At 35.2% G+C, this 13,127-nt stretch carries 11 protein-coding genes; 3 read left to right on the top strand and 8 right to left on the bottom strand.

Features of this window, described 5'->3' with window-relative positions; all coding sequences use genetic code 11:
* The first annotated feature begins 38 nt into the window (after positions 1 to 38).
* Positions 39 to 2,654 carry a glucosidase gene (locus OXQ85_RS16235; protein ID WP_267405827.1) on the top strand — a complete coding sequence of 872 codons (2,616 nt, stop codon included), beginning with the start codon at positions 39 to 41 and terminating at the stop codon, positions 2,652 to 2,654.
* 356 nt (positions 2,655 to 3,010) lie between these two features.
* A complete protein-coding gene (locus OXQ85_RS16230; RefSeq protein WP_267405825.1) occupies positions 3,011 to 4,699 on the top strand; it encodes a T9SS type A sorting domain-containing protein in 1,689 nt (562 codons plus the stop codon).
* 74 nt (positions 4,700 to 4,773) lie between these two features.
* Here OXQ85_RS16230 and OXQ85_RS16225 read toward each other — a convergent pair whose 3' ends face one another.
* The 8 genes from OXQ85_RS16225 to OXQ85_RS16190 all read right to left on the bottom strand — a co-directional run bounded on the left by OXQ85_RS16225 (position 4,774) and on the right by OXQ85_RS16190 (position 12,196).
* Positions 4,774 to 5,193 (bottom strand): OsmC family protein, encoded by a 420-nt coding sequence (locus OXQ85_RS16225; RefSeq protein ID WP_267405824.1) that lies wholly within the window; start codon positions 5,191 to 5,193, stop codon positions 4,774 to 4,776.
* Between the two features lie 134 nt (positions 5,194 to 5,327).
* Positions 5,328 to 6,650: a DUF58 domain-containing protein gene (locus OXQ85_RS16220; protein ID WP_267405823.1), complete on the bottom strand. Its 1,323-nt coding sequence runs from the start codon at positions 6,648 to 6,650 to the stop codon at positions 5,328 to 5,330.
* 50 nt (positions 6,651 to 6,700) lie between these two features.
* A complete protein-coding gene (locus OXQ85_RS16215) occupies positions 6,701 to 7,051 on the bottom strand; it encodes a four helix bundle protein (protein WP_267405822.1) in 351 nt (116 codons plus the stop codon).
* Positions 7,052 to 7,130: 79 nt separating this feature from the next.
* Positions 7,131 to 8,075, bottom strand: coding sequence for a MoxR family ATPase (locus OXQ85_RS16210; RefSeq protein ID WP_267405960.1), 945 nt, complete (start codon positions 8,073 to 8,075; stop codon positions 7,131 to 7,133).
* 231 nt (positions 8,076 to 8,306) lie between these two features.
* Positions 8,307 to 9,464, bottom strand: coding sequence for a DUF4350 domain-containing protein (locus tag OXQ85_RS16205; protein WP_267405821.1), 1,158 nt, complete (start codon positions 9,462 to 9,464; stop codon positions 8,307 to 8,309).
* Between the two features lie 15 nt (positions 9,465 to 9,479).
* Positions 9,480 to 10,274 carry a DUF4129 domain-containing protein gene (locus OXQ85_RS16200; RefSeq protein WP_267405819.1) on the bottom strand — a complete coding sequence of 265 codons (795 nt, stop codon included), beginning with the start codon at positions 10,272 to 10,274 and terminating at the stop codon, positions 9,480 to 9,482.
* On the bottom strand, positions 10,267 to 11,229 hold the full coding sequence (locus OXQ85_RS16195; protein WP_267405818.1) for a DUF4013 domain-containing protein: 963 nt from the start codon (positions 11,227 to 11,229) through the stop codon (positions 10,267 to 10,269). The genes OXQ85_RS16200 and OXQ85_RS16195 overlap by 8 nt, the downstream gene beginning before the upstream one ends.
* Entirely contained in the window at positions 11,213 to 12,196 is a 984-nt protein-coding gene (locus tag OXQ85_RS16190) for a stage II sporulation protein M (RefSeq protein ID WP_267405817.1), read from the bottom strand. The genes OXQ85_RS16195 and OXQ85_RS16190 overlap by 17 nt, the downstream gene beginning before the upstream one ends.
* 27 nt (positions 12,197 to 12,223) lie before the next feature.
* Between OXQ85_RS16190 and OXQ85_RS16185 the strand changes: the two genes are divergently transcribed.
* The gene (locus OXQ85_RS16185; RefSeq protein WP_267405816.1) at positions 12,224 to 12,976 is read left to right on the top strand and encodes an RDD family protein; all 753 of its coding nucleotides are present in this window, start codon (positions 12,224 to 12,226) and stop codon (positions 12,974 to 12,976) included.
* Positions 12,977 to 13,127: the final 151 nt, after the last annotated feature.

The following is a 13,127-nucleotide window of genomic DNA, read 5'->3' as shown; positions in this document are numbered from 1 at the left end:
ATCAAAAAAACTAACTTCGTATAGAAAATTGATGAAATATGATTGCCGAAAAACAAAGATTACAAGATAAAAACTGGAAAAACTGGGGACCTTACGTAAGCAACCGCCAATGGGGAAATGTACGGGAAGACTACAGCTCCAACGGCGATGCATGGAATTTCGCCAATCATAATTCCGCAGAAAGCTACGCCTATCGTTGGGGGGAAGAAGGCATTGCGGGAATCTCTGATGTGAAACAGCTTTTCTGTTTTGCCCTATCCTTTTGGAACAAGAAAGATAAAAGGGTAAAAGAGCGATTCTTCGGGCTGAGCAACCCTCAGGGAAATCACGGAGAAGACATTAAGGAAATTTTTTATTATCTGGATAATACGCCTACCCATAGCTATATGAAGCTGGTGTACAAATATCCTATCAACGCATTTCCTTATGATGATATTCGTGCCGAAAATGCCAGAAGAAGCAAAAAAGAACCTGAATACGAGATTATCGACACAGGAATTTTTGATAACGATGAATATTTTGATATTTTTATTGAATATGCCAAGGCTGAACATAATGATATTTTGGTTCGCGTTACGGTTTGCAACAGAAGTCAGATGGATGCGCCTATTGTGGTGATACCTACGATTTGGTTCAGAAATAACTGGAAATGGGGCTATAACACGTATAAAGGACAAACCAATGCTGCTCAGGAAGGTTGTATCAATATTAATCACGACAGTATTTCCATCAAAAAACTGTATTCGCGAAATATGAATGCGGAAAGTGTTTTCTGTGATAATGAAACCAATGCTCCGAAATTATATGGTTCCCCGTATCCCGGAAATACCTATTATAAAGACGGAATTAACGATTATATCACTTACGGAAGCAATACCGTAAATCCTGAAAAAAGAGGTTCCAAAGCTTCATTTATAGTAGATGAAATAATTGCTGCGGGAGCATCTAAAACTTTTGATTTCAGATTGTCGCCCGACGAACTGGATGATCCTTTTTCTCAGTTTGATGAAATTTTAAACAACAGAATTGATGAAGCCAATGAATTTTATAATGAAATTCAGAATGATGTAACGAACGACGATGAAAAAAATGTACAAAGACAGGCTTTTGCAGGTCTACTTTGGAACAAACAGTTTTATCATTACAATGTCGGAAAATGGCTGAAAGGTGATCCGAATTTCGAAGCTCCGAGAGACTTCAACAATTATGTAAGAAATACGGAATGGAATCATCTTCATAATAAAGATATTATTTCCATGCCCGATAAATGGGAATATCCTTGGTATGCGACCTGGGACTTAGCCTTCCACTGTGTTCCGTTTGCAATTATTGATGCTGAATTTGCGAAAGGACAGCTCCTCTTATTAACAAAGGAATGGTATATGCACCCGAACGGGCAACTTCCGGCTTACGAGTGGAATTTGAGTGATGTCAATCCGCCAGTTCATGCCTGGTCTTGTTTCCGAGTTTTTAAAATTGATGAAAAGCAAAACGGAAAGCCCGATCTTTTATTCTTAGAGAAAGTTTTCCAAAAATTATTGCTGAATTTCACTTGGTGGGTCAACCGAAAAGATAAAAACGGCAAAAATATTTTTGGTGGAGGCTTCCTTGGACTCGATAATATCGGTGCTTTTGACCGAAATACAGTTTTACAAGACGGACAACACCTGGAGCAAGCGGACGGAACAAGCTGGATGGCGATGTACGCGCTGAACATGATGCGAATCGCCATGGAACTCGCTCAGTATTATCAGGTGTATGAAGATATGGCGATCAAATTTTTTGAGCATTATCTTTATATTGCCGAAGCCATGGAAAATCTGGGTGACGGAAAAGAAGGTCTTTGGAACGAAGAAGACGGATTTTTCTACGATGTACTTCAACTGGGAAATGGAGACAGCGTTTCTTTGCGATTGAGAAGTATCGTTGGTTTAATTCCCATGTTTGCAGTAGAAATTGTAGACCATCATTTATTGGAAAAAATGCCGAATTTCCAAGCAAGAATGGAATGGGTTCTAAAGAATAAACCTGAATTAACAAAACTTGTTTCACATTGGGATGAGGAAGGTCACGGAAGAAAGCACCTGATGAGTATTCTCCGTAAGAACCGTTTAACAAAAGTATTAACAAGAATGCTTGACGAAAACGAGTTTTTAAGTCAATATGGAATTCGTGCGATGTCAAAAGTATATGAAGAAAATCCGTTTGTATTTTCAGTTCATGGTAATGAAAATGTGGTTTATTACACGCCTGCAGAAAGTGACAGCCGAATGTTTGGCGGAAATAGCAACTGGCGCGGACCGATTTGGTTCCCAATCAACTTTTTAATTGTTGAAAGTTTGCAGCGTTTTCATTTTTATTACGGAAACAGCCTGAAAGTAGAACTTCCGACGGGAAGTGGAGACAAGAGAAATCTTGATGAAGTCGCTCATGATATCAGCAATAGATTATGCTCTATTTTTCTGAAAGACGAATTTGGACAGAGACCTTTCAACGGTGGAAATGCAAAATTTAATTATGATGAAAACTTTAAAGATTATATCACATTCTTTGAATATTTTCATGGAGATAACGGTCGCGGAGTCGGTGCTTCCCATCAAACAGGATGGACGGCAACAGTCGCCAAATTGATGAAACCAAGATTAACAGTATAGATATAAGCCTCTTTTTAAAGGGGCTTTTTTACGTTTATATTTTATCATTTTCAAATTTATTAACTTAAAAGTGAGATATTTAAATGTATGTATATTTTCAAAATAATAACAGAAAAAGAAACTTTCACGAAGAAAGTCTTTAAGAATTAATCATTGGGTTAATTTCAATCTTCATGCAGCTCACAAGTTTTTGTGGGCTGTTTTTATTTTCTCAGTATGACTTTTATAACAAGACATACTATAATTTATTAGCAATTCAGCTTATATCATTAAAATTTAACATCAATTTAAGTTATATATTGAAATATTTACATGAAAACGCTTATATTAGCGCTATAAAACTAAAAAAGTATTTTATGAAAGGAAAATTACTACCTCTTTCAGGCTTACTTCTTACCAGCCTGTTTATCAACACCATGAAAGCTCAGGAATATCAACCCATCGGAATCCAGTCAGGATTTAATGCTGATGTGATTGCTAACGGTGTTGGAGCCGCTTCTACTTCAACAAGTACCGATGTAGATGGTGTGAGCTACGCCTTTATTTCAAGAGATTTTCAACTTACTTCAAGCAGTACTGCACTTACGTACGGTCTTCCTATAAGCGGAAACTTTACTTCCGCAGTAGCTTCAACACCGGGATTGACTTATCAGTTAGCTTCTTACAGCTCAAACAATTCTCTAAGATTAGAGGCATCAGGTGATTCAGGAACATTAATATTTGCAACTCCTCTTAAAGCCATAAGCCTTTATATGTTGGCAACAGGAGGAAGTGGTGCTTGTACGGTAGACGTTACGGTAAACTTTACCGATAATACCACACAAACCCTTAGCGGAAATAGTATTTCTGACTGGTATGGAGGCACCAACTATGCTATTCAGGGAATTGGCAGAATTAACTTAAACAACAACGTACTTGAATCAGGAAGCGGAACGAATCCTAGATTATATCAAATTCCTTTAGCAATTGACGCTGCAAACCAAAACAAGGAAATACAAAGTGTTACGGTAACAAAATCCGGAACAGGAGGAATTCCTAATATTTTTGCGTTTTCGGCAGACGCTTTCAACCCTTGTCTTGCGCCTACCAATATTTCAGCAACCACAACGCCTACAAGTGCTACCGTAAACTGGACGGCATCTGCGAGTAATCCATCTTCAGGATATCAGTACTACTATAGCACTTCGCCAACTCCACCTACAACTACAACGAATCCTTCTGGAAGTGTAGCAGCAGGAACTACGTCTGTTACTTTAGATAACTTAACAACAGGGCAAACCTATTATTTTTGGATAAGATCAAATTGTGGAGGTTCATCATATGGATTCTGGAAGTCACAATCATTTACCACTGGTGAAGTTCCTGTAACATTTACATTAGGAGACATTAATACAGAATACGTTGGTGATAATAATCCTACCAATACTTCTACATCCAGTTGCCCAGGAACTCTTACGGTTAACGTACCGACAGGTTATAAAATAAAATCTACAAAAGTTTCATATACCATGACCGCGCAATCTGGAGCATGGATGTCTGAACAAAGAAGTCTTTTGGTATGTACTACCAACGGTACAGCAGAAACAGATGTGGCAGCGGGGGTAAGCAGCAACGCAGGAACATATTCTTACAACAGATCAGATTTAACATTGGCAAATGGTCTTACAGGAGCTGTTAATTTTGAATTGAGAGCATGGAGAAAATGGGGTGGAGAAAACCTTGGCTGTGATGCATCTTATAATAAAGTAAATGATGGCAGCTGGAAGGTAACTGTCATTTTAGAACCTCTTAATTTATCTACAAACGAAGCAAAAGCAGAGAAGAAAATTGTAGCATACCCTAATCCTTTTACAGATGTTTTACGCATCGAAAAATCTGAAAATGTAAAGCGTGCAACGCTTACAGATCTTTCGGGAGTAACGGTAAAAGTAATCGACAATCCTTCTTCAACATTACAATTAGACGGAATAAAAACAGGCGTTTATATTCTATCATTGAATTTAAAAGACGGTTCTGTTCAAACACAAAAAGTAATCAAAAAATAACCATAAACTTTATAATTAAACAGAAATGCCGGACAGTAATTGTCCGGCATTTTTTTATATTGAATTTAAAAAAATTAAACTTTTTCTCCGTTCACAAAAACTTCGTACCCAATTTCTACATTCGGTTCTAAAGTTTTAGAAACAGAACAATATTTTTCGAAAGACAACTGAGCGGCTTTCTGGGCTTTTTTAGGATCAATATTTCCTTCCAGAAGAAATTTTACATTAATTGCCTTGAAAGGCTTTGCATCTTCCACCTGCACTCTCTCCCCTTCAACCTCAGCTTTGAAATCTGTAATTTCCTGTCTTTGCTTTTTCAAAATAGAAACCACATCTATCCCACTGCATCCCGCAACTGCCATCATCACACTTTCCATTGGTGAAACACCTTTTGCCCCCGGCTGCGAAGTATTATCTAAAAGAATTGAATTTCCCTGAGAATTGGTACATTCAAACAAAAAATCATCGTTGATTCTATTAAGTGTTATTTTCATTTTTGAAATTATATTTAAAGTGCTTCGACAGACTCAGCATGACATTCTAATTAACAGTTTTTAAACAGCAAATTTTTAGCGATGTCATGCTGAGCGGAGTCGAAGCATTTATTGTTAATAAACCTTTTGCAAAATTATAAAATTCCTCTCGCTTTTATCTCCAGATATTTATTGATAACGTCGATATTTAAATTTTCAGGGAGCGTATACACCGTATAAATACCGTATTTACGAAGTTCCTGAATAATGAGTTTCTTTTCAAATTCAAATTTTTCAGCAATAATTTCATCATAAATTTCCTGCATACTTTCAGGGTTTTGATGAATCAACGTTTGCAATTCCGCATTTTTAAAGAAAACAACCACCAGCAAATGATTTTTGGCAATTCCGCGAAGATATTTTAGCTGACGGTTTAAGCCATCCAGTGTTTCAAAATTGGTAAAAAGTAAAATCAAACTTCTCTGATTGATGGAATATTTCACATCCTGATACAATCTGTTGAAATCACTTTCAAAAAAATTGGTATTGATATTATAAAGCGCCTCAGAAATTTTCTTCAATTGTCCCGATTTGTTTTCCGCCGCAATTTTATTCTCCGTTTTCTTTGAGAAAGTCATCATTCCTGCACGATCTCCTTTTTTCAGGATAATATGTGATAAAGCCATTGCTGCATTGATGGAATAATCGAGCAAACTCAATCCTTTAAAAGGCATTTTCATCGTTCTTCCCGTATCGATCAACATAAAAATACGCTGTGATTTTTCATCCTGAAACTGATTTACCATCAAACGATTCGTCTTGGAAGTTGCTTTCCAGTTGATAGTTCGAATGTCATCGCCCGGAACATATTCTTTGATCTGCTCAAATTCCATCGTGTGACCCAGTTTTCGGACTTTCTTGATTCCACCTAATAGAAATTCACTCTGAACAGCCATCAATTCATACTTTCGAAGATGAATGAAAGACGGATAAGAAGCCAAACTTGCATCCTTCTGAAACCTGAACCTTTTTGAAACCAAACCAATCGGCGATTCCACATAAATATTGAGGCTTCCAAAACTGTATTCTCCTCTTTCTTTCGGTGCTAAAATATATTGGAAATACGTATTTTTTCCGGAATCGATTTGTTTTGAAATGACAAAATCCCTTTTCTGAAACTGAAACGGAATTTCATCAATAATTTTAACATTAATCTTAAACCCGTAATTATTTTTAACATCAACTTTCACCGGATTTTCATCCCCATTGGATAATTTTTCAGGTAAAATTCGCTGCGCTAACACCGTATCTTTCGGATTAAATAACAGTAAATAATCTACCATCGCCGCCAAAAAGCACAACAGCAAAACGATATGAGCCACCCACATCAAAAAAGGGAAGAAAAATGCAAAGACATATAAAATCCCCACACCGATGAGCGTGAAGAAAAAACGGGTATTGATGTATAAGTTTTTCATTTATATAGGTTGCAAGTAGAAGATTTTAGGTTGCAGTTTTTGTGAGCGTTTTATTTTAGAGAATTAATAAGTCCGTTTAGCATTTTCGAAATTTCGATAATATCATTATTTAATTTTAAATATTCTTCTTCATTTAAAAATTTGAGGTTCTTAGAAATAATTAATTGAGTTTCAACTTCCGCACAGCTTCCTCTTGAAATTTTTAAAAACTGTAAATAATCAGGTTTACTTCTTCTGGAATTTCCTTCAGCAATATTGGATGGAATCGAAACGGAAGCTCTTCTTACTTGAGATTTTAAACCAAAGGTTTCATCTTTAGGAAAGGTATCAGTTATCTTGTAGATTTCGGTTACAAAATCAATAGATTTTTGCCAAACTAAAAGTTCTTTAAAATTAGCCATATATAAAATTTTTAAACACAGAATTGCAAACTATAACCTAACACCTCTAACCTGCTACCTGCAATCTAATAACTGCAACCTACCTCGGAATCTCTATTCCCTCTAAAATTTGTCTGATAATTTCGTCTGCGGTTAAGCCTTCCATTTCTCTTTCCGGCGATACAATTACTCTGTGTCTTAAAACCGCGTAACTTGCCTCTTTGATGTCTTCCGGCGTAACAAAATCTCTTCCTCTTAATGCCGCAAAAGCTTTCGATGCCGTTAATAATGCCAAACTTGCTCTTGGCGAAGCCCCTAAATATAAGAACTGATTTTCTCTTGTGTTAATGATGATTTTTGCAATATATTCCATCAACTGAGCTTCAACAATGATTTCTTTTACCAATTGTTGATAACTTTTCAGTTGATGTGAAGAGATCACACGATTCACTACTTCTGTTTTATCTTCTTTCTTACTTTCGTGCTGATTTTTGATAATGGCAATTTCCTGCTCAAGATTAGGATAGCCTACGTTTATTTTGAACAAAAAACGGTCGAGCTGTGCTTCCGGGAGTCTGTATGTTCCTTCATGCTCAATCGGGTTTTGCGTTGCCACAACCAAGAAAGGCTCTTCCATGATATAACGCGTTCCATCCATCGTGATCTGGCGTTCTTCCATCACTTCAAATAAGGCTGCTTGCGTTTTTGCGGGCGATCTGTTAATTTCATCAATCAAAATAAAATTTGAGAAAATAGGACCTTTTTTAAATTCAAACTCAGAATTTTTTACGTTAAAAATTGAGGTCCCAAGAATATCAGAAGGCATCAAATCCGGTGTAAACTGTATCCTGCTGAAGCCTACGTCAATTGTTTTCGCGAGTAACTTTGCCGTAATCGTCTTCGCAACTCCCGGAACGCCTTCAATCAAAACATGTCCGTTTGATAAAAGAGCCGCTAAAAGATGTTCAACCATGTTTTCCTGACCGACAATTACTTTTGCGATTTCTGTTTTTACTTTATCTAAACTCGTACGAAGTTCGATCATATCAATCCTTGACTGAAATTCGTCTTCTTTTTTATTGAATTGAATAGAATTTTGATCTTCTATATTTGGGTTATCAAAGTTTTCCATATAATATAATTTAACAATTTATCAATGTAACAGTTTACCAATAAACAGAGAATTATTACAATGATATTTTTAAATACTACCTATTCATATAATTGGATTTTCATCCAATCCTTTTTTAAGTCGTCCCTTCGGGACTCTCCTTTTTTATTTTAGAATCTCATCTAAAATTTTATTCATTCGAACCAGATCTTCCTGCATTACATTTGCATAACGATCCTGACCTTTTTTAATCAGATCAATCGCTTCCTGAATAAGTTCGATTGGTTTTCCTGTTTTCAGTTGAAGTTTTTTCACAAACTCTTCATCTAAATTTTGAGTATCAATTAGCAAATCCATTCTCACTTTATTAAGGAAATATTGTGCTTTTTTTGCCATCATATCATGAAAATCGCCTTCCTGAAGATACAGATTGCCAATACTTTTCACGAAATCTACCGAGGTATTTTTCAGCGGTTCTATCTTTGGAACAATACGCTGCTTTCGTTTCGCATTAAAGAAAATAAACAGCAATAATCCACCTAAAAACACCCACCAAGCATACTTTAAAGCTGGATTTGAAAGAATAAACCGCATGAAAAATCGCGATTCGCTGGTTTTACCTTTTACAAACCAAAGCGTTTCTTTATCATCAAGATACGAAAAAACATCCTGCGTATATTTTATATTTCCGGGCTTCAGCAAATAATAATTGGTGATGAAAAGTGGCTCGCTGTGAACATAAATCTTCCCTTTTCCGAATTTCACTTTTATAAAATTAGCCTGATCCTGATTATTTTTTTCAACCGTTTTTCCTAAGACTTCAACATTGGGCTTAATATAAGTAAAACCTCTTCCTGAAGGAAATTTATCGAGTTTTATAAAATCATTCCGGAATTTTTTATCCGTAAGTTTTAACACATTTTGCTCTTCAAACGAAATTTCAGAATCATAATATCCGATGCTGTCTGAAATTTCTTTCGGGATATCAGAAACCATTATCATCGCATCCGAACCTTTTGAAACTTCACTTAAAATTTTCGACCAAGATTCGCTGTCAATATCGCTTTCAATAACTAGAATATTATGCTTTTCTTTTGTATGCTCGTTATAATAATCAAATGGCGATTGATCTATTTTTACTATTTTATTCTTAAAAAGCCCTTTCACTTCTTCATTAAAAACAAAGAGCCCGAAAGGAGATTTTTGGGTAACATTAAAGTTTTTTCGCCAATCTACAACCTCCTTTTTGTTAACTTCAAGCAATGCCAGAATCACCATAACGATGATGAAAATTGCAGCATATATTTTGAAAGTTTTGTTCATTTTGAAAAAATTTAATTACGGTTGAAAAGATTGAAACTGATTTTTAAATTTAAGATAGCTCTGCTGATCGATCTTGAATTCCCCATACCATACATAATCGAAAATATAGGCAAGATTGGAAAAATCGTTCTTCAGATGAGCTGCTTTTAATTCAGCAATATAATCTTTATTGGTTTTTTCGGGATTCCAATTGATTACCTTTTTATCACTTAATTTTTTCAGGATAAATAAAAACTGATACCGAACTGCTGAACGGTAATCTCCAGAATTTTCAAATTGGGCAATACTTTGAGGAAAATTGATTTCATGGATATTTTCATGAAGTTCCTGCTCATTAATAACCACTTTTTTATTCTTTTTGCCAAAGAAAAAACCACCATTTTGATTCATTAAAAATTTGATGATAACATACAGCAGAAAACCGACAAGAAGAATACCCAACAAACGAACTACCAGCCAAGCGACATTTGATGAAGTATTGAAAACAGACGTGCCGAAAATCGTTTGTATGATCTTCGATATCTTACGCTGAAGCTTCTGAAGAAAAGATTCTCTAGGTTTTGACGTAGAATAATCAAATTCTTTGTCTTTATATTTTGAGTTAAAATTTTCCTTGAATTTTTTCGGATAGGTTGAATTTTCCGTCACCGGATTTTTAAGTAAAACAGAATCTGCACGAAGCATATTTCTGTAATGTCCCGTGTTCAGCGTATCTACATATTCTTCCACAACGGGCTCATCATAGCCGTTCTGTGCAAAGGTAGATCCTACAGAAAAAAAGATCAGAAAAAAAATAAGAATTTTATTCATTGATGCCGATGGTATCTATTTCTGCAAGTTCAACTTTTTGGTGAAGGTCTGTTCTGCTGTCGTAATACATTAATCCAGCATTAATGTACATTAAATTGGAAAGTAATAACGAAACCAACATGGAAACTCCGTACATCACGAAAAATAAAATCCCGACAGTTCCCGTAAAAGGATTTTCTTCATATTGCGCCGATGACGGAGAAGTGAGTAATGATCCGTAAAAAAACAGCATCGGAATCATCGTAAAAATCGTGGTGATAACATACATAATGACGAAAATCACCAATGATGATCCCCAATATTTCCAATATGGAGAATTTTCTCTCCCATTGGGATAAGAAAACTGCGCGCGCATCGCATAGCTAAGGCTTTCAAAGAATCCTTTTTCCGTGTTGAAATAATCAAACATTAAGAAAGTAACCACATTAAAAACCGTAGGATATACTAAAAAGATCAGAACAATTCCAATAAAAATTAAAATAAGCGCGTATGAAATTCCCAGAACAATTAATGCTAAAGGAGTCACCAAAAACGTCATTCCCAGACAAAGAATGGCAATTCTTCCTAAATTATTTTTAAGATCGCTAAAAATTTCATCTGTCTTTACTTTCGTACTTCCCTGTGCCACTCTTTTCATGTAAAATACCGGATACAGGTAATTGATAATCATTAAAACGATGAAAAGCAGAAATGTTAAAATGCCGACTGTAATCAACATTCCTAAATTATCTTCAAAATAACTGTCCAGATAATTGGCTTGTCCGTTTATGTTGGAACCAAACATCGTGGAGAATAATTCTTTAAAACCGAAAATAAAAATCGCAACCATCAGAATCAACAGCAAACCGTTGATAAAAAGGTAATTCTTAAAGTAATTTTTTCCGTATAATTTGAAAAAAGCGAAACTGTCACTTATAAAAGTTCCAAAATCTCTTTTTTTATAAAACTGCATCATTGATTTGGCTATTAATGTTTTTATTGACAATATAAGGATAAACAAAATAATAAAATCCGATAATTCCCAGACATCCGAAGATGATTATTAAATTTAGAATTAAAGGCATTTTTAGGGCATGTCTGGTGACGTAACCTTCTATGATTCCCGCACAGATTGTAAATGGAATGGTGCTTAAAAATATTTTAAATGAATTTTTGAATCCGTTTTTAAAAGATTCAAACCTTGAATAGGTTCTTGGAAACAAAATAGAAGCTCCCAAAATCAATCCGCACATCGCTTCTACCACCATCGCAAAGATTTCAAAAACACCGTGAAGCCAAATTCCTCTTGCGCTGTCTTTCAAAGCTCCGTAATCATAGAAAAAATATTGAAAAGATCCCAACATCACAGAATTGGAAAGCAAAGCATATAAAGTCCCAACTCCGCCAAAAATTCCGTAAATATAAAGCTTGGCACCAACTCCGATATTGTTGAAAATAATCCCAATCGTGCTTCCCCAAGTTGAACCGCTTTGGTAAACACCAACCGCATTTCCTTTTTTAATATTATCGATGGTATCATTTACATAACCTTCGCCGAGAATAATATTGGCAAAACCTTTATCATAAACGCCTGAAAGAACGCCAATAGAGGTAAAAAGAATGAAAAACAAAAAGGCATACAGTAAATATCTTCTGTATTCATACACCAACATCGGGACTTCCGTTTTGAAGAAATAAAGCAGTCTGTTCTGCTCTACCCTTTTGGTTTTATAAATTTTCTGGAAAATCTGAGAAGATAAATGATTCAGGTAAACCGTTGTATTACTTTTCGGATAATAGGTCTGGGCAAAGGCAAGATCGTTGACAAGATTAATATACAACGAAGACAGGTCATCAGGATTTTTTTTAATTTTCCCTTGAATAACCTGTTCAATTCCCAACCATTTTTCTTTATTTTGTTTAATAAAATAAACTTCTCTCATAATTGTAAGGCTAAAATAATAAAAATTATGTCTCAAATTGCGATTAATACCTCACAAAATGTAAATATTAACTTCAACATTGCCAGTGTGGGAGACAGGATACTTGCATTTTTTATTGATCTGGCGATCAAGATCGCTTACGTCATTGTTACGCTTTACATTTGTTTTGAATTTCTCGGATTGGGACTGATTATGAACGGGCTTGATCAATGGTCGCAAATGGCAATTTATATTGCGATCACATTTCCTATTCATATTTATACTTTAGTTCTGGAAAGCCTGATGGAAGGGCAAACGCCGGGAAAAAAAGTCATGAAAATACGTGTGGTGAAAATTGATGGTTATCAGGCGAGTTTTGGGGATTATCTTATCCGTTGGATCTTTCGATTAATTGATATTTTGATGATGAGCGGCATTATCGGACTTATTTCAATGATTGCTTCTAAAAACAACCAACGTTTGGGAGACATTGCATCCGGAACGGCAGTTATTTCTTTAAAAAACAATATCAATATTTCCCATACGATTCTCGAAAATATTTACGACGATTACATTCCAACTTTTCCACAAGTTATTGCGTTGAGTGATAATGATATGAGAATCATTAAAGACAATTATATAAAAGCTTTACGCGTTGATGACCGACAGATCATTACCAAACTTTCTAACAAGATCAAAAGCATTTTAAAGCTCGACATAGAGCATACAAAAATGACGGAAAGGCAATTTATTGGGGTGGTGATTAAGGATTATAATTATTATACGGGGAAAGATATTTAAAAGTGAATGGTCAATTTTGCTTTGCAAGTTAATGGTGAGTTTGATTCCTTCCAAAATTCACGAATGAAATGAATTGACTTATTCACTATTCACCAATTCCCTTTCTTGATGTACATCAAAATCGCTGCGGTGCGGTTTTTGTATTTTTACT

The organism is Chryseobacterium sp. GM_Chr_2, from assembly GCF_026540445.1.
Lineage (GTDB): Bacteria > Bacteroidota > Bacteroidia > Flavobacteriales > Weeksellaceae > Chryseobacterium.
This window is presented reverse-complemented; position numbering and strand designations above follow the sequence as displayed.